Raw genomic sequence first — 25158 nt, forward strand, 5'->3', positions numbered from 1 at the left:
ATGCCGCGCTCTTTTTACTTGAAGCTTAAACTAACAGCTTTTAGCTTAGATTGCTTTAAAACGAATTGCTGTGCCGCCGCTGGTGGCAAGCTTTAACGTTAGCTTATCATCAGCAGTCACTATGCGTTTTTCTACTTTTAAGTCGTAAGGGTTATTTACCCATTCAGCTTTGTCACCGTCGCGGTAGATTTGCGCTTCAAACTTTTTACCTTTATCTAAGAAGTCTAACTTCACTTCTAGAGTGCGGGCTTTTTCGTCTGTAACAGCACCTAGATACCAGTCGTTACCTGAGTATTGATCACGCTTGCGTTCTTTACGTGCAAATACAACGAAATCGCCAACTTCACCTTGTAGTGCAATACTTTGTTGCCAATCAGTTGGTACATCCTGAATAAACTGGAATGCATCTGGCTTCGCTAAATAATTACGTGGTAAATCTGCCGCCATTTGAATTGGGCTGTACATTACAACGTATAGCGCTAATTGCTTCGCTAGGGTTGTTTGTGGGCGGTTGGTATTAGCACCTAAACCGTTAAAGCCCATATCAAAAATACCTGGCGTAAAGTCCATTGGGCCTGCAAGCATACGCGTGAAAGCTAGCATTGGAATATGCTCTGGTGGGTTCGGTGGTGTACCCCATGCGTTAAACTCTTGACCACGAGCACCTTCACGAGCAATCCAGTTCGGGTATGTACGACGTAGGCCGGTATCTTTCACAGGCTCATGCGTGTTGATACTAATTTTATGTTTTGCAGCAAGTTTTACGTTGTGTAGGTATTCATTAACCATGAACTGACCATCGTGCCACTCTTTGCGTACAATACCATTTTCATCGATACGCTTGATGTTACCACCGTCGGCGACATAGCCTGTTTTAACTTGGCTTACATTTGATTTTTCGTATAACGCAAATGCATCTTCCATTTGGTTACGGTAGTTAGTCACGTTACCCGACGTTTCGTGGTGACCGATTAATTGTACGCCTTTTTCTTTGCCGTAACGTGTCAGCTCTTCAATATCAAAGTCGTCATAAGGTTGTGTAAAGCTAAAAACGTCACCGTTATAGAACCAGTCGCCATCCCAGCCAATATTCCAGCCTTCGACTAGCACGCCATCGAAGCCATATTTAGCAGCGAAGTCCATGTAATATTTCGTGTTTGCAGTGGTTGCACCATGAATTTTACCGCTACCCCAAGTATTTTCATTGATGTGCATACCCCACCAAATACCTACGTATTTACCCGGTTTAACCCAAGATACATCACCCAGCTTATTTGGCTCATTTAGGTTTAAGATGATATCTGAGTTGATTAAATCAACGGCTTCATCACCAATTTGAATTGTACGCCAAGGAGTATTAAATGCGCCGTGCTTTTTAACCGCTACACCGTCTGACCAAGGTGTTAAATCGGCTTGGAAGGTACCATCACGACGTTGATTTAACACCATGCCTGCATAATCAACAAGGGCAGCTTCGTGAATACTAATATGCACACCCTCTTTATTTTTTATAGTAAATGGTGTGTGCACAAGTGCTGCTTTATGAAGTGGGGTGGTGTTATAAACATATTCATAACGGTTCCAACCACGAGCGGGGATCCACCAAGCTGTTGCATCTGATGAGTCTGTAATTGCAAATTCTGTAAGCTCTTTAGTGATTTCTACATCATCATAGCCAGCTTGTTTTGGTAATTCGTATCGAAAACCTACACCATCATTAAAAGCGCGAAAACGTACCGTAAACGTGCCACCTTGTGGTTGTGGTTTTTTAAAAGTAACAGCGACTTCGTTATGGTTATCAACCACAGTTTGGCGTTCACCCCAAGGTTGCTCCCAGCTGCTTTTTACCGAATCAGTGGTTTGGCTGCTAATTTTATAACCTTCACTCATTGCTGGTTGTTGTTTAAAAACAAGGCCTAACGAAGAGTTCGCAATGACTTGTTTACCTGCAAAGCTGATTTCGTAGCTAGGTGTGTGTTGCTCATCTGAGATAGTTACTTTGATCTGCCCATCAGGTGAACTGACGGTTGTGGTTTGTGCTAGGCAAGTACCTGAAAAGGCTGCTAACATTAAGGCAGTTAATCGCATTGTTGTTCCTTGGCGGCTTATGGTTATGGATTGTTGTCACGTATTCACATACATCCTTAAAGCATAAAGTGACTTGCCGGTTAATACGAGAGATCTGCATACGTATTCAACAAAGTGAACGCGGCGATATCCAGCCTAGCACTGAAAAAGGTTTAGCAAAATGACAAGAATAACCCTGTTGCTATTATTGTTTAGTCAAAGTTTATTGGCACAGCAAATACAGATAGTTGATAAGCAGAATCAGCCAGTTAAGAATGCCGTGGTTTGGCTCAAAGGTTCAAAACAGCTTGCTGTTGCTGAGAGTCACTACACCATGAGCCAAAAAGAACGTGCCTTTGTGCCTCATGTGCTGGCAGTGCCACAAGGGGCAAATGTTGAATTTCCTAACCTTGATTCAATCATGCACCACGTTTATTCATTTTCTAAAACAAAGCAATTTGAGTTAAAGCTTTACCACGATAAACCCGAAAAACCGATTAACTTTGCACAATCGGGGGTTGTTGAGCTTGGCTGTAACATTCATGACTGGATGCTGGGTTACATTGTGGTCGTCGATGGTGGGATCTATGGGCAAACAGATGATCAAGGTATGGTTGAATTAAGCTTACCTGAAAGTAAGTTTACTCTGGCTGTTTGGCATGACCGCTTTAATGATATCAGTACACCAGAAACTATCGAGATAACGAACAATGCAAAGTCGTTGAGCTATCAGTTAAAGCAAAACTTATTACCAAAATTAGAACTAAGCAGTGACGAGTTTGATGATTATGAATAAATGGCAAGCCTTGCTATTGGCGAGTGTTTTTGGGTTGCCTGCAGTGGTATATGCTGAGCATGATGGTCTGGTAACTGTTTCGGCTGTGCGTGGTGACCAACTAGCGAGCTATCAGCGTAAAGGAATTGGCTTATACCGTTATGACCAAGAGCATGATGGTGTTGTGATATCCCAAGCTATGCTGAGTAGTCGTTTTGAGTTAAATAGCGATTGGTCTGCGCACACAGTACTTAACGCTCATCCTGATCCAGAACTAACAGTTGGTTTAACTCAGGCTTATTTGCAATATCAGCCTCTTACAGCTAGTCGTTATAAATGGACAGTGAAAGGAGGTGGCTTTTATCCCAAAATGTCGCTTGAGAACCCGCAAAATGGCTGGATGTCACCTTATAACTACACTAATTCTGCGATTAATACTTGGATTGGCGAAGAAGTGCGGGCCTTTGGTTTAGAGGCAAACATTAAGCGCCCAGGTAGGCAATTTAGAAGTAATCATAGTTTTGAAGGCTTTGCTGCGGTTTTTAAAGGCAACGATCCTGCTGGGACGTTGCTGTCATGGCGTGGCTTTGCTATGCATGACAGGCAGACTACGTTCAATGAACAAATTGATTTTGCTGTTCCACGTTCATTTGAATGGTCGCAGCTAGATAAGCAAGCCGAGCACGTGCAGCCTTTCGAAGAAGTAGATGGGCGTTTTGGCTATTACGTTGGCGCTCATTGGGATTATCAAAAAAAATCACAATTACGTGTCTATTATTATGACAACAATGGCGATCCAGGTGCTTTGAATACCCGTACTGGTCAATATGCGTGGGATACACGCTTTTTAAGCGCGGCATGGTTGTATAAGTTTAATAAGCAAACACGCATTATTGTACAGCTTCTTGATGGTAAAACTGCGATGGGCACAAATCGTGGGGTAGACAATGATTTTTATAGCCATTTTGTTTTATTAAGCCACAAGTTAGACCAGCATCGTCTCACAATTAGGTATGATTATTTCAAGGTTAGCGATCATGATGATTGGCAATTTGATCCTAACCAAAGTCGTGGAGAAGCTTTAACCGCAAGTTGGCGTTATCAACTGTCAACCAAGTGGCAAGTAGGTGCTGAATATTCAGTGCTGAGCAGTGACGCTCAAAACAGACCCGGTATGGGATTTAATGAGCATAACTCGCAGCAGCAATTTCAGCTTTCAGCGAGTTGGCACTTTTAATTTCATACAGTTTTATATTTTTCAGCTAAGATTCAATAAGCATGCTGGTTTCGATTTTTAATTAGGAAAATGTATGAATTTACAAAGCATTCGCGTTAAAAGTTCCCTACCGATTATTTTGTTAGGCATTGCCATTCTTATTCTAATTGCAGGCTACACTTATCTTATCAGTTTGCAAAAACAAGCTGTTGACGCGCAATCAGAACGATTTTTGAATGCGATTTCGGTCGTTGTTAATGCTGATAGAGATATTTACCAAGCAAAGGTTGCCGAGCTTACTCTTGTTACAAGCAGTAACACAGATAAAACTTATCTAAATGAACATCAAGAAAATGCCGAGCAAGTTAAAGAGCGCTTTGGGCAATACTTGTCTTACATGTCACCTTACACCGAGGTAGTCGACCGGTTTCGTCATTTTGATAGCGCATTTGATTCATGGTATTCGGCATCAAAAAACTTTATTAATGACCCACAAAACAGTGAAAAAAAGCAGATTGCTGAACAAACATTTTCAGCACTGAGGGATATTTTAGATAAAGCAGGCGAAGCAGCAGATAAAACATCAAAATCTGAAACTGAGAAGTTAATGGATGGTGTTATCAGCTTTAAAGTTAAACTAATGATAATGATCGCTATCGTTTTACTTGTCGCTGGTTGGTTTAGCTATTATGTACCTCGACAACTCACGAAGCAGATTAACTTTGTGACAGAGCGAATTAATGAGATTGCGTCGGGAGATGGTGATTTAACAGGCCGTATCAATGTAAAAACACAAGACGAGTTTGCAGAACTTGCGACGGCTTTTAACGGGTTTTTAGATAACCTACAACAACTTATCAAAGACATACTTGGACAGGCTAAAGAGCTGCATAATTTAGGTCGTGACCTTGATAATTTTGCTAATCAGAACCATCAAATAAATCAAAAGCTTAGCCAAGCATCTGAATCAATAGTTAGTGCAGTACATGAAATGAGCGTTGCAAGTCGTGAGGTTGCAGGTGTGGCACAAAACTCATCCCATGAAGCTGACAACTCACAGCAACTGGCTAAACAAGGCTTGGCTGCGGTTGATAACTCGAGTCGAAAAATTGTTGCCTTGTCAGATAATATGGAACATGCCAGCCAACGTTCCACTGAACTGCAACAAAGCTCAGACAACATTGCTAAAGTGCTTGAAGTTATTCGCGCTATAGCTGAGCAAACTAACTTACTTGCACTCAATGCTGCAATTGAAGCTGCGCGAGCTGGTGAGCAAGGGCGAGGTTTTGCGGTGGTTGCAGATGAGGTTCGCACCCTAGCAACTCGGACCCAAGAAAGCACTAATGATATTCAAACTATGGTTGAGCAATTTGCAGCCAGTGTTGAGCAATCCTTACAGGCGATTAATAGTGGTAAGCGTTTTGCTGATGAAGCAGTAGAGTCGTTTACCCAAACTAACGATATACTTAACTCGATGCAAGAATCATCGGTCAAAGTAAATGATATGGCGATGCAAACAGCACAAGCAACTGAAGAGCAAACTGCTGTGGCAGATGAAATTAGTCAAAACCTGTCTGATCTAAACGATCAAACCCAACATGGAGGCGGGTTAGCGAGTTCAACACAAGAGGTCGCTAACCGTATGAATCAGCTTACTGACGAACTGAATCAGCTAGTTAATAGATTTAAGGTTTAATACAACAAAAAAGGGCTCAATGAGCCCTTTTTTCATTTAGTCAAAACGCTTACTTTTTCTCGAAAGCACGTTTCATATAATTAGGTGTGGCTAATGCACCGTGGTGAATACCTGCATTATAGTATTCAGTGCTTTGCGCAAGTTTATTGGCATCATCTTCACGAAAACCAGCGAACGCTTCTGACTTACGAGCAAGCGTTACAGACCATAAACCACTTGGATAAATTGGTTGTGGGAAAGGCAGCGTTTGTAAGTCAACAAAGCCCACTTCAGTCATTGCATCACGCATTTCAACTAAAAGTGGCATGTGCATAAGTGGCGATTCACTTTGTTGAATTAAGATGCCACCCGGGCGAAGTGCAGTTAAACAGCTGGTATAGAAAGCGTGGTTAAATAAACCTTCGCCTGGGCCAACTGGATCTGTACCATCAACAATTACTACATCGATTGATTCTGGGGCTGCTTCGCGCATGTACTTGATGCCGTCATCAAACATCACTGTAGCACGCGGATCTTGATTTGATTCACACAGCTCAGGGAAGTATTTAAGTGACATTTGTGTCACGACTTCGTCGATATCAATTTGCGTTACGTTTTCAACACTTGGGTGTTTTAATACTTCGCGTAAAGTACCGCAGTCACCACCACCAATGATCACAACATTTTTTGGATTTGGGTGTGCAAGCAATGCCGGATGGCTGATCATCTCGTGGTAAAAAAAGTTTTCACGGCTACTTACCATAGTGCAACCGTCAATAATCATCAGATTACCGAAGTCAGTTGTTTCGTACATTTCTACTTTTTGAAATGGCGATTGCTGTTCATCAAGCTTTTTAGTAATGCGTAATGAAAAGGCACTACCATCACGGTCACTAATTTCAGTGAACCAGTTATTTTGATCTAAATTAGCCATCTTGCTTATACACTTTTGGTTAATGGTAAAAAAGGGGTGCAATTCTGCCAGTGCTTGGCTAATTGCTCAATCAAATTTTAATCAGTATAGCGAATATTTTTTATCACTTTGGCATACAGCGCAATTTTTGTTAGCGTGGTCAGCCCTAGCGTATTAAAATGTGCGTTTATATTTAATGAATTTACAGAAGACATTGCCATGACTTGGGGTTTAGATAAAGCACGCGAAACATACAATGTTGCTCACTGGAGTGACGGTTACTTTGACATTAACGCACAAGGTGAGCTGGTGGCTTACCCTGATGGCGATCAAACTAAAGCCGCGGTGTCTTTATCTGAACTGACTGAGCAATTTAAAAAGCAAGGTCTTACCCTACCTGTTTTAGTGCGTTTTACCGATATCTTACAAAATCGCGTTGAAACGCTGACTAGCGCATTTACCAAAGCACGAAATGCCCGTGAATACCAAGGTAGTTATACCTGTGTTTATCCAATTAAAGTTAATCAACAGCGTTCTGTGGTCAGTAAACTACTTGCTCACCCAAGTGGTTTAGTGGGCCTTGAAGCCGGCTCAAAACCTGAGCTGATGGCTATTTTAGGTGTAGCACAAGAGCCAATTACCATCGTTTGTAATGGTTATAAAGACAGTGAGTTTTTACGCTTAGCCTGTATTGGCCAAGGCATGGGTCATAAGGTTCATATTGTTGTAGAAAAACTTTCTGAGCTAACTACTCTATTGGCAGAAATTGATGACCTAGGCATCGATCCATCAATTGGGATTCGTATTCGCTTAAACTCGGTTGGTAAGGGGAAATGGCAGAATACCGGTGGCGAGAAAGGTAAGTTTGGTTTAACAGCAGGGCAAGTGCTATCTGCGGTTGAGCTGCTTAAATCGCGCAATAAACTTCATTTAATGCAACTAGTGCATTTCCACATCGGCTCGCAAATTGCCAATATCCGCGATATTCATCGCGCACTGCGTGAATGTGCTCGTCACTTTGCAGAGTTAACACAGTTAGGCGTACCACTTAATACCGTGGATGTCGGTGGCGGTTTAGGTGTTGATTACGAAGGCTCTGGGTCACGTAGTTCGTGTTCAATGAACTACAGTGTTGAAGAATATGCGCGTAATGTAGTTAATGCGTTTGCTGAAGTGTGTCAGCAACATGACCTTAAACACCCTGCCATTATTACCGAGTCAGGCCGTGCGTTAACAGCGCACCACGCGGTATTAATTACAGATGTTATTGATGTTGAGCGTGCGCCAAACCATGCAAATCCAACGGCGCCAGAGGCAGGCAGTGTATTGGTACTAGATGAAATGTGGCAGTGTTTACAGCGTTTAACACCGCGTATGGCGTTGGAAATTTATCATGATGCAATGCATCTATTCAGTGAAGCCCATGACCAATATGTGCATGGCCTACTCACTATGCTTGAGTGGGCGAAGCTCGAGCAGTTGTATTTCACAATTTTACATCGTGTTCGTGCATCACTTAGTGAGAATGCCCGTTCACATCGAGAAGTGTTAGACGATTTAAACGAGAAACTTGCCGATAAGCTCTTCGTTAACTTCTCATTATTTCAGTCACTCCCCGATGTCTGGGGGATTGGGCAGTTATTCCCTGTCATGCCAGTTGAAAACTTGCATCAGCCATTAACACAGCGCGCCATTATTCAAGACATTACCTGTGACTCAGATGGGCAAATTCGTGATTATGTCGAAGGCACAGGCATAGAGAGCAGCTTACCTATTCCTGAGTACAAGCAAGGTCAGCAATACCATATTGCAATGTTTTTAGTGGGTGCGTATCAAGAGATTTTAGGTGATTTACATAACCTGTTCGGCGATACAGATTCAGTGCATGTTGAGCTTACAGAAGCAGGCTATCAACTGACTAATGCCATTAAAGGTGACAGTGTTAAGGACGTATTAAAGTTTGTTGATTATGATAGCGAGATTCTTGCTGAAAACTTTGCAAAACGGGTCAACTCACTGGCAATTGATGAGCAATCTAAGGCACAATATTTATCAGAACTAAATGCAGGCCTTGCTGGCTATACGTATTTTGAAGATTAAGCGTTAAAGGAATAAGTAGTAATGTCGATGATCCGTTGTGTGTTCAGTTTTTTATTTTACACCCTCAATACCCTTTTTTGGTTTGTGCCTATTTTTATTTGTGGCCTCATAAAGCTTATTCCAATCAAGCCATTGCAAAAATTAATGAGTTGGATTGCTAAGCAATGCGCCACTATGTGGGTGAGTTGCAACAGCATCAACCAAAACATATTTGCTTCATATAATCTGAACGTGACAGGTCTTGAGCAGTTAAAAGCGAAAGACTGGTACTTGGTGATCGCGAATCATCAAAGCTGGGTCGATATCGTTGTTATGCAACGTCTGTTTAATCGCCGTATTCCGTTTTTAAACTTTTTCTTGAAAAAAGAGCTGATATACGTTCCTTTCTTGGGTCTTGCATGGTGGGCGTTGGATTTCCCATTCATGACTCGTACGAGTAAAGCCCAGTTAAAGAAAAACCCTAAATTGCGTGGCAAAGACTTAGAAACCACGCGCAAAGCCTGTGAAAAGTTTAAAGAAATGCCAGTGAGTATTGTTAACTTTGTTGAAGGTACGCGTTTTACTGAGCAAAAGCATTCTCGCCAAAATAGTCCTTTTGAGCACCTATTAAAGCCGAAAGCGGGCGGGGTTGCGTTTGTTATGCAAGCAATGGGTGAACAAATTTCCAAAGTAGTGAATGTAACCATTCATTACCCTGGTGGTATTCCTAGCTTTGTGGACTTTGCTAGTGGTCGAGTAAAGCAAGTCGATGTGCGAGTAGAAGTGATGGAAGTGAGTCCAAATTTGATTGGGGATTATACGGGCGATGCAGAGTTTAGAGTAAATTTTCAAGCTGAGCTAAATCGAATTTGGGAAGAAAAAAATCAACAGTTAGCCGAATTAGAAGCTAAAACGCAGTAGTATTGCTAACGCAGTCGAGAGCACACATATGTTAAAGAAATTTTTACCAAATTGGTTAACAGGCGTTCTAGTTAGTATTGTCTTGTTTGCTAATGTGATTATTTGGGGCACGCTGGTGCTGCTGTTTGGTGTGCTTAAGTTGCTACTGCCATTTAAGGTGGTTAGCGATATTCTTCATTTAGCTTATCGCGGTTGGTGTAAAGGTAACCGCTTAGCCTTGTGGTTAGGTTGCCCAACAATTGAAATTGATATTAAAGGTAAAGTTACTACAGATGGTTGGTACTTACTTATCTCTAATCATATGAGCTGGCTAGATATTGTTGTTCTGAGTGCAATCGATGTTTTACCCGCGCCAAAGTTTTTCTTAAAAGATGAGCTGAAGTATGTGCCATTCATTGGCACTGGCGCATGGGCTATGGGTATGCCTTTTATGAAGCGGGTGAGCAAAGCGCAACTGGCAAAAAATCCTAAGTTGAAAGGGCTCGATGTTGAACGCACCAAACGTAGCTGCCGTGATTTTCGTAATCACCCAACAACAATCATTAACTTTGTTGAAGGCACGCGTTTTACAAGTCAAAAACACAGTAAGCAAAATAGTCCGTTTACTTACCTTTTAAAGCCCAAAGCAGGCGGTATAGCATTTGCTCTTGAGGTGTTAGGTGAGCAATTTGATGCATTATTAAATACCTCGATTATTTATCAGGGGGAGGGCGACCATATTTGCCGTAATCTTATGCGTGGCCGTTTAAACGTGATTAAAGTTGAAGTGCAAGTGCAAGCAATTAGCGCAGAGATGATTGGTGATTATCAGCATGACCGTGCATTTAGAACGGCTTTCCAACAACATATTAATGAGTTGTGGTTACAAAAAGATGCTCAGCTACTAACTTATCACCAAGCTCAGCAAGCTGAGTACCTTGCTACCATCAATAAGGAGATTGAAGCGCCATGAAGCAAACTCACCTACAAGAGTTGGTGATGCCTTGGTTTGAATCAATGCCAGACGCGGCGCTAATAAGTGCATTAACCGCTACAGCTATCGGTGTTGGCTCATTACTAATAATTTACATGTTTACCCGTCGCTTATTACTGCCGGGTATTCAAAAGGTTGTTACACGCCTGTCTCCTGAGCGTATTGGTGCGCTCACACCTATGCTCAATAAGTTAAACCGTCGTTTTGCAGGGATATTGTGCTGTGTACTTTATTTAGCGACCTTCGATTATGTTTATCCAGTTCATGATGTCGCTGCATTAGTACTTAAAACGGTGGGTCAAATTGCACTGATCATTTACGGTGGCTTCATTTTAAGTAGTGTGGTGAGCATTGCTGGTGGTATTTATAACCAGCTTGATTTTGCGCGCGATATTCCGATTCAGGGCTTGATCCAAGTTGTAAAACTTATCACCTTTATGGTTTGCGCCATTCTCATTGTGAGCATTTTGCTAGAGAAGTCGCCAACTTATATTTTGTCTGGCTTTGGTGCGATAGCGGCGGTGACCTTACTCGTATTTAAAGATACCATTTTGGGTTTTGTCGCCAGTATTCAAATTGCGGCAAATCGACTAGTAACTTACGGTGATTGGATCCAAGTGGATAGCTATGGCGCAGACGGTGAAGTTATCGACCTTGGTTTAAATACAGTAAAAGTGCGTAACTGGGATAACACGATTACAACCATTCCAACTTACATGTTAGTTGCAGGGTCATTTAAAAACTGGCGTGGTATGCAAGAGTCAGGTGGTCGTCGTATCAAGCGTTCTTTAAACATTGATATGAATAGTATTCGTTTGGTGGATGATGCTTTTCGAGAGCAAATTGATGATGCAATTCCTTTGCATGACTACATACGAGTAGCAAATTTACCTAACCCAGTAACAAATCTTGGCTTATTTAGACGTTATGCTGAAGGTTACTTAAAGCAACATGAAAAAATTAATCGTGATTTAACTTTAATGGTGCGAGAGCTGCAACCAATAAATCATGGTTTACCTATTGAGTTTTATTGCTTTAGTGAGGATAAGCGCTGGATTTCATACGAGCACTTGCAAGCAGAGATCATGGATCATCTACTTGCTGTACTGCCTATTTTTGGGCTTAGACCTTATCAAAGTGTTACGGGTCAGTTGAGCACAAGCGAAGCCCAAACTGGCTTAAAGCCTAGTATCAAGGTAGCTAATCCTCCACGTGAGAAAGCTTAAAGCTGACCAATCAATAAGCTAATCGTAATAAAGCCTAACAAAAGCCACCAAATAGGTGGCTTTGCCATTCTTAGCCATGTAAATGCTGCAATGACTAAAGCTACTTGCCATAGATTTTGCACTGCCGATTGCCAAATCGGTGAATAAAGAGCAGCGGCTAAAAACCCCACTACAGCGGCATTTAGCGCTGCGATACTGCCTGCAAAGCGTGGCTTATCTGCTAACTGTAACCAGCTTTTCATAAAGGCTAACATCAACAAAAAACCCGGTAAGAAAATCAGGATGGTCGCGACAATAGCACCTACAAGTGGAATGCTTGGTGTAACTTGTGCTCCCAAATAAGTAGCGATAGTAAACATCGGTCCAGGTATGGCTTGGGCACTGGCATAAGCCGATAAAAACTGCTCAGTTTCAAGGCTCGGTACACCAGCTTGTAAAATAGGTAACACAACGTGACCGCCACCAAAGACCATAGCGCCAGTTTGATAAAATGGGGCAAACAAAGAAAGCCATTCACCGAAAGGTAAAAAACTAATTAATAACAAGATGGCAAATAAGCCAAGTGGTAACCAAGCAATTTTCACTGATTTTTGCTCTTGGCTTTCAGGTAATTTAAGTTGTGGATAGCACCAACCTATAGCCGCTGCTGCAATAAGTACTAAAATTTGGCTCGATAATTGTGAGAAAATAATCAATACAACAGTACTTAGCACTGCTATAAGTTTATGTAAGTGGTTTTTGCAAAAGCTCATTGCCATGCTATAGGTTGCATCGGCAACAATCACTACTGCAAAGAGTTTTAGCCCAGCAATTACTGCAAAGTATATATCACCAAATTGATGAGCGCTTAGAGCCAGAAAAAACATGATTAAAAATGAGGGTAGGGTAAACCCAATAAAAGCGCACAGGCCACCCAATACCCCTCCTTTTTCAACCCCCATCGCAAAGCTAACTTGACTCGAACCTGGGCCCGGTAATGCTTGGCTAAGACTAATCAGTTGGGCATAGCGTTCAGCAGAAAGCCATTTTAAATTATCAACAAAGTGGCGTTTGAAGTAACCAAGGTGTGCTGCAGGGCCACCAAAGCTCATACAGCCTAATAAAAAGAATTGCTTAAATATGATGAATAACATTGATTTGCCATCAGTAATTTTTTTTCAATTATGACAAAATTGTATGACATTTTTGTGGTTTTTATGACACAAGGCCGTCTACAATATACAGAACCAGTGAACGTAGTCATGAGTATCACTATGAAACACTACATTGCAAGTTTGTTGTTATTTTTTTTCAGTGGCTTAGTATCTGCGAACTCTTACGAGAAAGTGTTGGTGGCTGTTGATCATGCGCCCCCTTATGGCATGATTTCTGATGATGGTAAAGTGAGTGGCGCAATTGTTGATATTATGCGTGAAATGCAACCTAGCTTACCAATTAAGTTTGAGTATGTTGCTTGCCCATTTTCTCGTTGTTTAAAGATGCTTGAGCAAAATGAGCTGGATGTGATGGGCGGCCTTATTCGCACAGAAGCGCGCGAACAAAAAATGCAGTTTCTTACCCCGCCGTATATGATGCTGTCGTCTTCTTTCGTGTTTTATGCAAAAGCTGATAGCGAGCTTAAAATAAACAATTACCAAGACCTAGTCGGTAAGCGCATTGCGATAATGCGAGGTGCTGCGCATTTTCCCCGCTTCGACACTGATAAAACCCTCACTAAAATCGAGGCTTTAAGCGAACATAATGCTTTTGAGATGTTATTAAAAAATCGTGTTGATTTAGTGATTGCTGTTGAAGAGACTGCAGATCATGCCTCCGTTTTTTTGCAGCGACCTTCACAAGAAATTGTAAAAATGCCTTATCGCTATAAAGATGTTATTTATGGTCACATTGCCCTAAGTAAACAGTTTGCAAGCTCGAGTTTAGCCGAAAAAATTCAAGAGCGCCTCAATACCTTAGTCCTCAATGGCCGTTTAACAGAATTGGTCAAAAGTTATAACTTACCTCCGGTTACTGCTGTAGCAATCGATAAGTAACCCATTCTTCATAGTTTGTTCATAGACGTTCATTCATAATTGTTAACAATTCAATTTGAATAATTGCCATGGAGAGACACATGACTTTTACAAAATCAGTTTTAACAGTGGGCGTATTAGCCGTTTTATTGACAGGTTGTGAGACAACGAATACAGGTAAAGGCGCTGCGATTGGTGCTGCTACAGGTGCCGTTCTAGGTAAAGCAACTGGCGACCACGATGATAAACGTATCTTCATTGGTGCGGCTATTGGTGCATTAGCAGGTGCAGCCGTTGGCGATTATATGGATAAGCAAGAAGAAGCATTTCGCGATGAGCTAGCAGGCTCAGGTGTTGAAGTGGTTCGTGAAGGCGACAATATTCGTCTAGTCATGCCATCAAATATTACTTTTGCAACTGACCAATCTTATATTTCGTCGGGCTTTCATAGCACCTTAGATGCGATTGCTAAGGTGATGAATAAATACGAAAAAACCTACTTAAGCGTAGAAGGTCATACCGACAGCACAGGTAAAGATAGCTACAATATGACGTTATCTCAACAACGTGCGCAAAGCGTAAAAGATTACTTAGTGAATCATCAGATTATGTCTGCGCGTATCAGCACACGAGGCTATGGTGAAACACGCCCTGTGGCAAGCAATGACTCAGCAAATGGCCGAGCTTTAAACCGCCGCGTAGAAATTCAGATCGTACCGAATACACAAGGTTAGATTTTATATCTAGATTTGTGGTCAGGTTTGATATGCCCTTTCAAACCTGACATTTCCCTTCTTAATCTCGATTAAACTGTAATTCGCACAATTGTTTATACAATGGGTTAGTCTCAAACAATTGCTGATGCGTACCCGTTGCAATAATTTCTCCTTTATCCATCACGACAATCACATCGGCGTGTTTAACCGTTGCCAAACGATGGGCAATGATCAGTGTTGTTCTGTCTTTCATTAGATGCTCAAGGGCAGCTTGTACATGAAACTCACTTTGTGCGTCGAGTGCACTGGTTGCTTCATCAAGCAATAAAATTGCAGGGTCTTTTAATATTGCGCGGGCCAGAACTATGCGTTGTTTTTGCCCACCTGAAAGCCTAACACCTTGCTCCCCTAAAAAGCTGTGGTAACCATCTGGCAGTTGACTAATAAACTCATCGGCATGGGCATATTTGGCCGCCGCATATACTTGCTCGTCGCTGGCGCTTGGGTTGCCATAACGTATGTTATGCATTACGTCTGAGCTAAATAAAATTGGGTTTTGTGCCACCATCCCCATTTGCTGGCGTAAGCAATCAAGAGAGAGTGCTTTTATGTTTATTCCTGCCAGCGAAATACTCCCTGAGCTTGGGTCGTAAAAGCGCTGCAGTAACTCAAACAACGTTGTTTTACCAGCCCCCGATGGGCCAACGATAGCAAGAGTTTGACCTTGTTTTACTTGTAAATTCAGCGTATTTAAAGCGGCTTTATCTGGCCTTGAAGGGTAATGAAAAGATACCTCATTAAACTCGATAGCAGGGTGATTAAGTTTGTTTGCTTCAAGTTGTGCATCATGATTTGTATCTGGACTTTTGATCATGCTTTCAACGGCAAGTAGCTCTAAGAGCCGTGCTGCTGCACCTGCGGCTCTTTGCAGCTCACCATACACTTCGGCAACGGTTGCTACAGACATCGCCACCATAATCGCATAGAACACGAAAGCACCTAGCTCACCACCTGTCATAGTGCCAGCTAATACGTCACTGCCACCAACCCAAAGCATCACGCTAATAGCACTAAAGGTCAGAAATATCACCGCTGCAATCAAAAACGAGCGCTGTTTGATTCGGCTCTTCGCTACTTGAAACGCCTTGTTGGTCTCTTCGCTAAATGCTGCTTTTTCACGTTCTTCATGGCTATAACTTTGCACTACTTTAATATTTTGAATGATCTCACCAGCATAGGTGCTGATATCGGCAATGGCATCTTGGCTTGAGCTTGCCAGTTTTCTTACTTTTCGGCCAAAAATCATCATCGGCACTAATACTACTGGTACGCAGGCAACAACGACAAGAGTCAGCTTTAGGTTGGTAATAAGTAGCATAGCCAAGCCACCAATCAGCATTAAACTACTACGTAGTGCCATTGAAAAAGAGGAACCAATGATAGATTGCAATAAGGTGGTGTCGGTGGTCAGGCGCGACATCAGCTCGCCACTACGGTTTTCTTCAAAGTAGCTCGGGTGTAATGTAACGATGCGATCAAACACGGCTTTACGGATATCGTTACTGACTCGCTCACCAATCCACGACATTAAATAAAAGCGACAAAAAGTACCTACAGCTAATAAGCTTATTAAACCAATCAACACCATTACTGCTTGTTGAAGCTGAGCTTGTGAGCCTGCAATAAAGCCATGGTCGATAACAAATTTAACGCCTTGTCCGAGTGATAAGTTAACACCGGCCGTAAGCAGCAAGGCGCCAAGGGCTGCAAACACCACCCATTTATAGGGTTTAATAAAAGCTAAAATCGGTAACAGGCTACTAAATGCGGCCTTTTCTTTATTGGTAGACATGCTAGATTCTTGTTGATGAATAGGGTATAGATATGGTTATCAATGCTCTAAAAATCAACAGTTATTAAGGGATTAGTATGGAATCTACAACGATCAGTGGTCAATTCACCGTAAAGTTAAACCCAATTGGCGGCTATGCCACAGGGCAAGATGGCGTAAATTTGGGACGCATGTCGATTGATAAACAGTTTTCAGGTCCATTAGAAGCAACAAGCCAAGGCGAAATGCTCAGTGCCATGACTGCAACTCAGGGCAGTGCAGGTTATGTAGCGATAGAGCAAGTTGTTGGTAGCTTAGAAGGTAAGCAAGGCAGTTTTGTGCTGCAACATTTTGGCACCATGGATAAAGGGGCTGACCGATTGATTTTAGAAGTGGTACCAGACTCAGGCGCAGGTGAACTTGAAGGTATTTCTGGTAAAATGGCAATTCGAATTGAATCGGGTATTCATCATTATGACTTTGAATACCAACTGACGGACTAACATGCAAAAAGTTGTAGAGTTTAAAAAGAAACGCTTTTTTGGCGGCATCGATATTGATGCATTAAATCAACGAGTGTTCGAATTAGGTCAAGCTGGTTGGCAAGTGAAAACTATCACTACAGCAACAGGGGTTTATGGTCAGATAACATCCGTTTTATTGCTAATCGAGAATAACGAATAATGACACTAACTGAGTGGTTGAGTTTAGTTTTAATTTGCGTGATGGGAGCGATGTCGCCGGGGCCGAGTTTAGCTGTGGTTTTAAAGCACAGTTTACATGGCGGTATGAAGAATGGCATGTTAGCGGCGTTAAGCCATGGTATTGGGGTTGGCTTTTATGCGTGTGCCTCGTTACTTGGTTTAGGTGCGCTGATGACTCAGTTGCCAACGCTTTATCAAGTGCTGGTCTATGGCGGTGCAGCCTATCTCGCATATTTGGGTATTCGTATTTTGTTAGCTAAACCTAGCTCGCAAACATTGAATGTTGAGCAGACTAAGCCGAGTCCTCGTAGCGCATTGCAAGATGGCTTTGCTATTGCCTTTTTAAACCCAAAACTTGCGGTGTTCTTTTTAGCACTGTTTTCGCAATTTATTGATCCTGAAAAGCTGACTTTGCAAGTTGGTTTAATCATGTGTTTAACGGTATTTGTGCTTGATACGGGCTGGTATCTAGTTGTTGCACTGTTAACCGACATATCAAAAAAGCGTTTTGGTTTCACCAAGACAAATCCATGGCTCGAAAAATTGCTAGGGATAATCTTTATTGCTCTAGCTGTTCGCGTCGTTATTACTTTATAAATCCCTCTATATTGCGATTACATCACTAATAGAAAAGGGTTGTGATCGCTGCTCTCCCCAGCAAGCTCCTATTGCATACGTATTCATCACACAATATTTACCTTTTGGTTACACTTTATTGGTTGTTTTTTGACAACAACAATAACCACAAATACAACACCTCCAACGACAACAGGGTGGAAATCCAATGGGGAAATTCAAGCTAAGTGCGCTTATGCTGGCTTTAGTGGCAGCAAATAGTGCAATAGCGGCGACGGAACAAGAACGCACATCAGCAAAGGAAATCGATCCTGAGCTAGAAGTAATCGAAGTGCGCGGCTTTAGTCGCAGCTTAATTCAATCATTAAATCAAAAACGCTTTAGCGACACTGTCTCTGAGCAACTATCAGCTGATGACTTAGGGGCATTACCTGATGTGTCTATGGCTGATGCATTAACACGTCTACCGGGGATCTCGGCGGTACGTACCGGAGGCCAAGCTGCCGAAATCAACATTCGCGGTTTATCTGGTGGCTTTGTTTTTTCGACATTAAATGGTCGTGAGCAAGTATCTACTAGTGGTAGTCGCAGTATTGAGTTTGATCAATACCCGTCTGAGTTAATCAGTTCAGCGGCGGTCTACAAGTCGCCAAAGGCATCCCTCATTGAAGGGGGCGTAGCAGGTACGGTAGAGCTACAAACAGCCAGCCCATTGGATAATGACCAGCAACACAAATTTACTGCGAATGTGCGTGGTATGTATAACGACCGTGCTTCAGAGGTCTTTGATGCAACCGAGTACGGCGACCGTATTAGCTTTTCTTACCAAGGTAAGTTTCTTGACGATACGCTAGGTGTCGCAGTGGGTTACGCGCGCTTATTCCAACCAAGTGTGGCGACTCAGTTTATCGGTTTAGCATATAACGGAAACAAAGATGTTGATGGACTGGCAAATGATACCGATGGCCCTGCAGATAATCCTGCCAATGAATACATCAGCGAGGGATTTGAGCTTCAGCACTTAGGTGGTGAAGAAACCCGTAATGGTTATTTAACCTCAATTGAATGGGTGCCAGCCGATAACTTTAAATTAAAGGGTGATGCGTTTTTATCGCGTTTTGATAGCGAGTCATTTGCCCGTGGTTTCCGAGTTAAGTTTGGTGGTCCGTCTGCGGTGTATGCTAACCCAGTGCTTGACGGTAATGCGGTGATTGGTGGTGCGATTAACCGCACATCAAATAGCTTTACCCGTGTTGAAATTGTTAATGATGATAACCAAGATTTCGATGAAGTAGACAGCTACGGCATTAATGCGGATTGGCAAGTTACTGAGCGTTTAAACGTCAATGCTGACGTGTCGCTATCACGTGCTAAGAGTAATTTCCGTAATGGTTTACTTTGGGCATTGGTTGCGGAAGATGCCACCGTTGAGAACCCTGTGTTCGATACCAATGTATCGCTTAACTATCAATTGAACGGCTTAAACTTGCCTGATGTAGGTTTTAACCAAGCCGACGCATTTAGCGATATTGACCGAGTTATGGTCAGTAAATACGGTATTTACCCGTATGAAAATGAAGATGAAGTAAAAGCATTTCGACTCGATTTTAAGTATGAGTTAGAGAATAACTGGTTTAGCTCCATTGAATTTGGCGTTCGTTATTCTGACCGTGAATACAGCAATAATCGCTCTGTATTTGAATACGGTAACGACGGTGCATTTTCTTCGACTCAACCACCGCTTCGCCTTACCGATGACATGGCTACAGTCGTCAATTGGCAAGGTGAGTTTAGTTATTTCCCATCATATCTAGCGATAGATTTAGATAAAGCACTTAACGCATGGTTCCCAAATGGTATTCCGCAACCAGTACAAACCTGGGGTAATGCTGATGGTGTTGTTGATTTAGATGGTGATGGTGAGCCAGATGCACAAGACTATACCACTAACTATTCATGGACCATGTTGCAAAGTGGTTCAGTGTATGAAGAAGTGGTGTCCGCTTACCTTATGCTTAACATTGATACTGAAATTGGCAAGCTGCCAATCACAGGTAATATTGGTATTCGCCGAGTAGATACCGATCAGTCCGCGACGGTGCTTGAAAACGTCGGTGGTGACCCACAACTCGGTGCGCAGTATATTGTTGATGACAATGGCATTGTTAACGACCTTTATGCACCAAGCGTGTTAGGCATAAAATACACAGACTACCTGCCTTCATTAAACCTAAACTTTAAAGTGAGTGACGCGACACAAATTCGTTTTGCTGCGGCAAAAGTGATGGCGCGTGCTCCGATTAACCGTTTAGCAGGCGATGCCAGTGCATCGGTTAACAATGACGGCGAAATTAACGGTTCAAGTACTAATAACCCATTCTTAAAACCTTTTTATGCGGATCAGTACGATATCTCGTACGAGCAATACTTTGAAGACACCGATGGGGCACTGGTTGTTGCTGCGTTTTATAAGAATATCGACTCATTCATAGACACGGTAGCCATAGAGAACTTTGACTTTAAGGGTAATGGTTTTAACGTACCAGAATACATTGTTGACCCTGTCAGTGGTGAGCAAATCGAAACCACAAATGGTGTGTACACCACTGCGGTTAACAATGCCAAAGGCGGTTATATTCGCGGTATTGAGCTTGCCTATACGCAAGTTTTCTCTTTCTTACCCTCACCGTTTGAAGGCCTAGGTATTAACGCCAGTTACTCGTATACCGAGAGTGAGGTGCAATCTATTACCGATTTAGGTGGTGATTCTGTGTCGCAAGACTTGCCTGGCCTGTCAAATAATGTCTTTAACGGCACACTCTTTTACAGCTATGAAAACTTTGAAACACGTTTTAATGTGCGTTATCGCGATGATTTTGTTTCAGAGCAAGTTGCTGTCAATGAGCAAGTGGTGAATTTTGATGCAGAAACGGTTGTCGATTTCCAAACATCGTATCAGTTCACAGATTCATTCGGCATGTTATTACAAGTGAATAACTTAACCGACGAACCAACACAAAGCTACTTTGGAACAACCAGTAAAACAGGCACCACGCAATTCTTTGGCCGTCAGTTTTATCTGGGTTTTACCTATAACCATTGATCAGTAAGCTGGAGATAATAATATGAAAATAATAGCTAATTTAAACCGCTTACTGATTGCATGTAGCATGGTATTTCTAACTGCATGTGGTGGTGGCGCAAGTGACGATATAGATTCTGGGCAAGTTTTATTAACTTGTAGCGTACCGCAAATCCCTAATGAAGCAGGGACTGAGTGTATAGATCCACCACCAATTAGTTGTAAAGGCAATTCCGTACCAGATGAAAATAATGAGAGCTGCGTTGTAGGCGCTGATCCCACTTTGCCTGATCCTGTGGTTTTCCCTGCAGACGACGAAGCCATCTTATTCTATAACCGCACAGATAAAATCTATGAAGGATACCGTTTACACTCATGGAATAACGATGACTGTGATGCTTACGCTGCACCGTTTGATGCCACTGATTGGGCAAATGGTCATGAATACGATGGTGTTGACCCTAACTACGGCGCGTATTGGATTGTAAAACTAAAAGAGGGTTACAACGAGTGTGCTAACTTCATTGTGCATATTGGAACCGAAGGGTCCGGCAAAGCGTTTGGTGATGTTGACTTAAAAATGCCATTGATGCAGGACGATGAAAAGTTCCAACGTATGAACTTTACTTTTCATGGTGAACCGTCTGTTTTTGAATTCCCAATTTTGAGTTTAGGAGTGAGTCTTTCAGGTGCCTCAGCACATTGGCTTGACCTCTCAACCTTTGTCTATAATCCAAGTAATGAACTGACTAGTATCATTAAATTACACTCATCAAACAATGCAGATTTAGCAATAGATGAAGACACCGAAGAGCTAAATGGTCAAGTGGTTGAGCTTACATCGACATCTTTAAGTGATGAGCAAATCGCTAAAGTACCACACCTTGCCGGATGGAATGCGTACCAAGGTAACTGGGATGCCGCCGCTGCAAAAGAGCTTATTAAACAACAATTAGTTGTGGCGGGCTATGATGCTGATGGCAAGCTAACAGAAGCCACTTATGTGCAAACCGCTAAAGCCCTAGATGACTTATACACCAGTGGCGAAAGTGATGCTAATGAAGCACAACTAGGTGTGCATTACGCCAATAATGGCATTGATGTGTCGGTATGGGCTCCAACGGCAAGCAATATGAAATTAGTGCTGTATGATGCTGATAAAACAGAGCTTGAACAACTTGTGATGACCTTTGATAGCGCAACGGGTATTTGGTCTAGCAATATCGATATCAGTCACGATCGCCATTACTACCGCTTTATGTTTGATGTTTATCATCCTACGACTAAGCAAATTGAAAGCTTATGGAGCACTGATCCTTATTCATTAAACGTTTCAACCAATGGTCTATATAGCCAACTGATCAACCTTGATGATGAAGATACTAAACCAACCGGCTGGGATGAGCGTATGGTGCCAACGGTTGATTACCCTGAGCAAGCGGTCATTTACGAAGGTCATGTGCGTGATTTTAGTGTACGGGATGAAACCGTCAGTGAAGCAAACCGTGGTAAGTATCTAGCGTTTACTGAACTTGATAGCGCACCAATGCAACATCTTAAAAAGCTGGCAGATAATGGCTTAACTCATTTCCATTTACTGCCACTGACTGATATTGGCACCATAGATGAAGATGCTAGTCAGCGTGTTGATATTACTGCAACCTTAGGTGATTTATGTACCCGCATTGACGATGATGCTGATGCATGTAAAACCGAAGATAAGAGTGCATTGATAGTTGATTTAATGGCGTCTTACCTGCCTGGTTCTGATGATGCTCAAGCACTGGCTAATGCTATGCGTGGTGTTGATAGCTTTAATTGGGGTTATGATCCGCATCATTTTATTGCGCCTGAAGGCTCTTACGCTTCATCGCCTGAAGGTATTGCACGAGTCAAAGAAACGCGTGCGATGATCCAGTCTTTACAGGAAATTGGTTTGCGTGTTGTGCTTGATGTTGTTTATAACCACACTACCTCATCAGGTGTTTGGGATAAATCTGTGTTTGATAAACTAGTACCAGGTTACTACCACAGATATAACGAAACAACAGGCATAATGGAACGCTCAACATGTTGTGAGAATACTGCAACAGAACATGTCATGATGGATAAGTTTGTTACTGACTCTATGGTGATTTTAGCCCGTGACTTTGGTTACGATAGCTTCCGCTTTGATGTGATGGGGCATATGCCAAAAGCCTCAATTATGGCAGCGCTTAATGCAGTGCAAGCAGTTGACCCAGATACTTACTTTTACGGTGAAGGATGGAACTTTGATGAAGTCGCAGATAATCGTTTATTTGTGCAAGCTAAACAAATGGATATGGCTGGAACTGAAGTAGGTACCTTTAATGACCGTATCCGTGAAGCAATTCGTGGTGGTGCATTCTTTACCAATAATGCCACAGATGGCAATTTATCTGAGCAAGATACGTTGCGTTTATCGCTGGCAGGTAACTTACAAAACTACATTCTTAAAGACTTTAAAGGTAATTCAGCAAAAGGTAGCAGCTTTAGTTGGGGTGGTCAGCCAGCAGCTTATGCACTCGACCCAGCTGATAGCATTAACTATGTCTCTAAGCATGATAACGAAACACTATGGGATCAGCTGCAATATAAGCATGGTACTAACTTAAGTATTGAAGAGCGTGTGCGTGTTCACAATATGGCTTTAGCTATGCCGCTGATGAGCCAAGGTATTCCATTTATGCAAATGGGTGCTGATATGCTGCGTTCTAAATCAATGGATCGTAACAGCTATGATTCTGGTGATTGGTTCAACTTTGTTGATTTCAGTATGGATACCAATAACTGGAATGTAGGCCTACCTCCTGCGCAAGATAACCAAGCGAAGTGGGGCGAAATTGCACCTATTTCTGCAAATACGAATGCGCAAGCGATGGCAAGCGACATTGAGTACGCAAGTAATGTATTTACTGAGTTCTTAGCAATTCGTAGTGCCAGCCCATTATTTAGTTTAACCACAGAGCAAGACATTCTAGACCGCGTTGGCTTCCACAATATTGGTAAGCGTCAACAACAAGGCTTAGTGGTGATGAGTATTGATGATGGTGTTGGGTTGACTGACCTAGATAGCCAATACGATGCCATTGTCGTGGTGATGAACGGCACTGAGCAAAGCTTATCGCATACGGTATCAACGGCTGCGGGTTTTGAGCTTCATCCTGTTTTAAAAGCGAGTGTTGACTCAAGTATGTCAGCGGCAAGCTTTATGGCTGGTGAGGGCGAAGGTACCTTTAATGTTCCACCATATACTGTTGCTGTGTTTGTGAAACCACAAGCTGATGCACAAGGTGAAGGCTTAAGTGCCGATGCGACTGTGGGGGCGCCAGATATTGTTCCATTTGGTAGCACAACAGTTTATGTTCGTGGCTCGTTAAATGACTGGGGGACGGCAAATAGCTTTGAATATGTAGGTAATGGCGAGTACAAAATTGCGATTCCTCTAACAGCAGGTAGCTATGAATTTAAAGTGGCTTCTGAAGATTGGTCTACCGTTGATTTTGGTGCGCTTTCTGCCGATGTTGCTGAAGTGATCGAAGGTGAAGATGAGCCGCTAACACGCAGTGGCGCCAATATGACCTTTACGGCGGCAATGGATGCTGTTTATGTGTTCTCATTCGATGCCACAGACACCGATAACCCAGTGCTTAAAATCTATAATGAAGAGCCATTTGTTGGCACCCCAATTTATGTGCGCGGTGACTTCAATAGTTGGGATACCAGTGATGAGTTAATGTACCAAGGCAAAGGTGTTTATACTTTCACTAAACAATTAACTGCAGGTAGCTATAGCTTTAAGTTTGCTTCAAGTGATTGGAATACAGTCGATTATGGCTCAGGTGAAAGTAGCGCAGCGGTTACAGTGGGTACTGAAAAACTACTCGCAGTAAAAGGCGCAAACATGACAATGGATATTGCCAGCGATGGTCAATATCAGTTTGTGTTTGATGCTAGTAACCTTGAAGAGCCACTCATGACCGTATTTAATGCAGAAATGTTTGGCGAAACTCAAGTCTATTTGCGAGGCAGCATGAATAATTGGGATCCAGTGGATCCGTTAATTTATACTGGCGATGCTTTATATAGTACGACACTGGCACTTGAAGTGGGAGAATATGGATTCAAAGTCGCTTCAAGCGACTGGAACACCATAAATTATGGCGGTAGTGGTGATTCACCCATCGCTATTATTGGTGAAGCGACCTTATTAGAAGCCGTTGGGGGCGATATCACCTTGAGTATTGCTGTAGCGGGGGATTATCGTTTTACAGTGCAAGGACCTGATCTGAGTAAATTAACAGTGACGGTTGAAGCAGTGGAATAGCTTTCCCTGCAGTACCCTTAAGCCGGGCTTTGCTCGGCTTTTTT

18 protein-coding genes are annotated in these 25158 nt (G+C 42.4%); 14 read left to right on the plus strand and 4 right to left on the minus strand.

Annotated elements, in window-relative coordinates; genetic code table 11:
- Positions 1–45 precede the first annotated feature (45 nt).
- On the minus strand, positions 46–2088 hold the full coding sequence (locus BIZ38_RS09265; RefSeq protein WP_187490155.1) for a glycoside hydrolase family 97 protein: 2043 nt from the start codon (positions 2086–2088) through the stop codon (positions 46–48).
- A 160-nt stretch (positions 2089–2248) separates the two neighbouring features.
- Between BIZ38_RS09265 and BIZ38_RS09270 the strand changes: the two genes are divergently transcribed.
- The 3 genes from BIZ38_RS09270 (at position 2249) to BIZ38_RS09280 (ending at position 5754) form a co-directional block, all read left to right on the plus strand.
- The gene (locus tag BIZ38_RS09270) at positions 2249–2863 is read left to right on the plus strand and encodes a methylamine utilization protein (RefSeq protein WP_187490156.1); all 615 of its coding nucleotides are present in this window, start codon (positions 2249–2251) and stop codon (positions 2861–2863) included.
- The gene (locus BIZ38_RS09275; protein WP_187490157.1) at positions 2850–4079 is read left to right on the plus strand and encodes a hypothetical protein; all 1230 of its coding nucleotides are present in this window, start codon (positions 2850–2852) and stop codon (positions 4077–4079) included. The genes BIZ38_RS09270 and BIZ38_RS09275 overlap by 14 nt, the downstream gene beginning before the upstream one ends.
- 73 nt (positions 4080–4152) lie before the next feature.
- The gene (locus tag BIZ38_RS09280) at positions 4153–5754 is read left to right on the plus strand and encodes a methyl-accepting chemotaxis protein (protein WP_138601030.1); all 1602 of its coding nucleotides are present in this window, start codon (positions 4153–4155) and stop codon (positions 5752–5754) included.
- Positions 5755–5803: 49 nt separating this feature from the next.
- On the opposite strand, the gene speE is transcribed toward BIZ38_RS09280, so the two are convergent.
- Positions 5804–6667, minus strand: a complete 864-nt coding sequence (gene speE / locus BIZ38_RS09285) for a polyamine aminopropyltransferase (RefSeq protein WP_054554422.1) — start codon at positions 6665–6667, stop codon at positions 5804–5806.
- Positions 6668–6865: 198 nt separating this feature from the next.
- Between speE and speA the strand changes: the two genes are divergently transcribed.
- Genes speA through BIZ38_RS09305 form a run of 4 tightly spaced genes read left to right on the plus strand, consistent with a single transcriptional unit; the run spans position 6866 to position 11845 of the window.
- Positions 6866–8746: a biosynthetic arginine decarboxylase gene (gene speA, locus BIZ38_RS09290; protein ID WP_187490158.1), complete on the plus strand. Its 1881-nt coding sequence runs from the start codon at positions 6866–6868 to the stop codon at positions 8744–8746.
- Positions 8747–8767: 21 nt separating this feature from the next.
- Positions 8768–9646: an acyltransferase gene (locus BIZ38_RS09295; protein ID WP_054554421.1), complete on the plus strand. Its 879-nt coding sequence runs from the start codon at positions 8768–8770 to the stop codon at positions 9644–9646.
- A 28-nt stretch (positions 9647–9674) separates the two neighbouring features.
- A complete protein-coding gene (locus BIZ38_RS09300) occupies positions 9675–10598 on the plus strand; it encodes an acetyltransferase (protein ID WP_166341111.1) in 924 nt (307 codons plus the stop codon).
- A complete protein-coding gene (locus BIZ38_RS09305; RefSeq protein WP_054554419.1) occupies positions 10595–11845 on the plus strand; it encodes a mechanosensitive ion channel family protein in 1251 nt (416 codons plus the stop codon). Before BIZ38_RS09300 ends, BIZ38_RS09305 begins: the two co-directional genes overlap by 4 nt.
- Here the strand turns inward: BIZ38_RS09305 and chrA are convergent.
- Positions 11842–12978: a chromate efflux transporter gene (chrA, locus tag BIZ38_RS09310; RefSeq protein ID WP_138618416.1), complete on the minus strand. Its 1137-nt coding sequence runs from the start codon at positions 12976–12978 to the stop codon at positions 11842–11844. The genes BIZ38_RS09305 and chrA overlap by 4 nt on opposite strands.
- 120 nt (positions 12979–13098) lie before the next feature.
- On the opposite strand from chrA, the gene BIZ38_RS09315 reads away from it, so the two are divergent.
- The gene (locus tag BIZ38_RS09315; RefSeq protein WP_171041555.1) at positions 13099–13878 is read left to right on the plus strand and encodes a substrate-binding periplasmic protein; all 780 of its coding nucleotides are present in this window, start codon (positions 13099–13101) and stop codon (positions 13876–13878) included.
- A gap of 80 nt (positions 13879–13958) precedes the next feature.
- Positions 13959–14591, plus strand: coding sequence for an OmpA family protein (locus BIZ38_RS09320; RefSeq protein WP_054562840.1), 633 nt, complete (start codon positions 13959–13961; stop codon positions 14589–14591).
- A 61-nt stretch (positions 14592–14652) separates the two neighbouring features.
- Here BIZ38_RS09320 and BIZ38_RS09325 read toward each other — a convergent pair whose 3' ends face one another.
- Positions 14653–16425, minus strand: a complete 1773-nt coding sequence (locus BIZ38_RS09325; protein ID WP_054554416.1) for an ABC transporter transmembrane domain-containing protein — start codon at positions 16423–16425, stop codon at positions 14653–14655.
- A 77-nt stretch (positions 16426–16502) separates the two neighbouring features.
- Here BIZ38_RS09325 and BIZ38_RS09330 point away from each other — a divergent pair, with 77 nt between their 5' ends.
- The 5 genes from BIZ38_RS09330 to BIZ38_RS09350 all read left to right on the plus strand — a co-directional run bounded on the left by BIZ38_RS09330 (position 16503) and on the right by BIZ38_RS09350 (position 25114).
- Entirely contained in the window at positions 16503–16907 is a 405-nt protein-coding gene (locus tag BIZ38_RS09330) for a DUF3224 domain-containing protein (protein ID WP_054554415.1), read from the plus strand.
- A 1-nt stretch (position 16908) separates the two neighbouring features.
- Positions 16909–17088: a DUF4177 domain-containing protein gene (locus tag BIZ38_RS09335; protein ID WP_054554414.1), complete on the plus strand. Its 180-nt coding sequence runs from the start codon at positions 16909–16911 to the stop codon at positions 17086–17088.
- The gene (locus BIZ38_RS09340; RefSeq protein ID WP_054554413.1) at positions 17088–17705 is read left to right on the plus strand and encodes a LysE family translocator; all 618 of its coding nucleotides are present in this window, start codon (positions 17088–17090) and stop codon (positions 17703–17705) included. Before BIZ38_RS09335 ends, BIZ38_RS09340 begins: the two co-directional genes overlap by 1 nt.
- 187 nt (positions 17706–17892) lie before the next feature.
- Complete coding sequence (locus BIZ38_RS09345; protein ID WP_187490159.1) at positions 17893–20787, plus strand: TonB-dependent receptor; 2895 nt, start codon at positions 17893–17895, stop codon at positions 20785–20787.
- 22 nt (positions 20788–20809) lie between these two features.
- A complete protein-coding gene (locus BIZ38_RS09350) occupies positions 20810–25114 on the plus strand; it encodes an alpha-1,6-glucosidase domain-containing protein (protein WP_187490160.1) in 4305 nt (1434 codons plus the stop codon).
- The last annotated feature ends 44 nt before the right edge of the window (positions 25115–25158 follow it).

Source organism: Pseudoalteromonas sp. BZK2 (genome assembly GCF_014349195.1).
In the GTDB taxonomy this organism is placed as follows: Bacteria; Pseudomonadota; Gammaproteobacteria; order Enterobacterales; family Alteromonadaceae; genus Pseudoalteromonas; species Pseudoalteromonas simplex.

Bases quoted from the DNA above. Each gene is read 5' to 3' on its own strand.
- BIZ38_RS09265 (WP_187490155.1), bottom strand. From the start codon at position 2,088: ATGCGATTAACTGCCTTAATGTTAGCAGCCTTTTCAGGTACTTGCCTA.
- BIZ38_RS09270 (WP_187490156.1), top strand. From the start codon at position 2,249: ATGACAAGAATAACCCTGTTGCTATTATTGTTTAGTCAAAGTTTATTG.
- BIZ38_RS09275 (WP_187490157.1), top strand. From the start codon at position 2,850: ATGATTATGAATAAATGGCAAGCCTTGCTATTGGCGAGTGTTTTTGGG.
- BIZ38_RS09280 (WP_138601030.1), top strand. From the start codon at position 4,153: ATGAATTTACAAAGCATTCGCGTTAAAAGTTCCCTACCGATTATTTTG.
- speE (WP_054554422.1), bottom strand. From the start codon at position 6,667: ATGGCTAATTTAGATCAAAATAACTGGTTCACTGAAATTAGTGACCGT.
- speA (WP_187490158.1), top strand. From the start codon at position 6,866: ATGACTTGGGGTTTAGATAAAGCACGCGAAACATACAATGTTGCTCAC.
- BIZ38_RS09295 (WP_054554421.1), top strand. From the start codon at position 8,768: ATGTCGATGATCCGTTGTGTGTTCAGTTTTTTATTTTACACCCTCAAT.
- BIZ38_RS09300 (WP_166341111.1), top strand. From the start codon at position 9,675: ATGTTAAAGAAATTTTTACCAAATTGGTTAACAGGCGTTCTAGTTAGT.
- BIZ38_RS09305 (WP_054554419.1), top strand. From the start codon at position 10,595: ATGAAGCAAACTCACCTACAAGAGTTGGTGATGCCTTGGTTTGAATCA.
- chrA (WP_138618416.1), bottom strand. From the start codon at position 12,978: ATGTTATTCATCATATTTAAGCAATTCTTTTTATTAGGCTGTATGAGC.
- BIZ38_RS09315 (WP_171041555.1), top strand. From the start codon at position 13,099: ATGAAACACTACATTGCAAGTTTGTTGTTATTTTTTTTCAGTGGCTTA.
- BIZ38_RS09320 (WP_054562840.1), top strand. From the start codon at position 13,959: ATGACTTTTACAAAATCAGTTTTAACAGTGGGCGTATTAGCCGTTTTA.
- BIZ38_RS09325 (WP_054554416.1), bottom strand. From the start codon at position 16,425: ATGTCTACCAATAAAGAAAAGGCCGCATTTAGTAGCCTGTTACCGATT.
- BIZ38_RS09330 (WP_054554415.1), top strand. From the start codon at position 16,503: ATGGAATCTACAACGATCAGTGGTCAATTCACCGTAAAGTTAAACCCA.
- BIZ38_RS09335 (WP_054554414.1), top strand. From the start codon at position 16,909: ATGCAAAAAGTTGTAGAGTTTAAAAAGAAACGCTTTTTTGGCGGCATC.
- BIZ38_RS09340 (WP_054554413.1), top strand. From the start codon at position 17,088: ATGACACTAACTGAGTGGTTGAGTTTAGTTTTAATTTGCGTGATGGGA.
- BIZ38_RS09345 (WP_187490159.1), top strand. From the start codon at position 17,893: ATGGGGAAATTCAAGCTAAGTGCGCTTATGCTGGCTTTAGTGGCAGCA.
- BIZ38_RS09350 (WP_187490160.1), top strand. From the start codon at position 20,810: ATGAAAATAATAGCTAATTTAAACCGCTTACTGATTGCATGTAGCATG.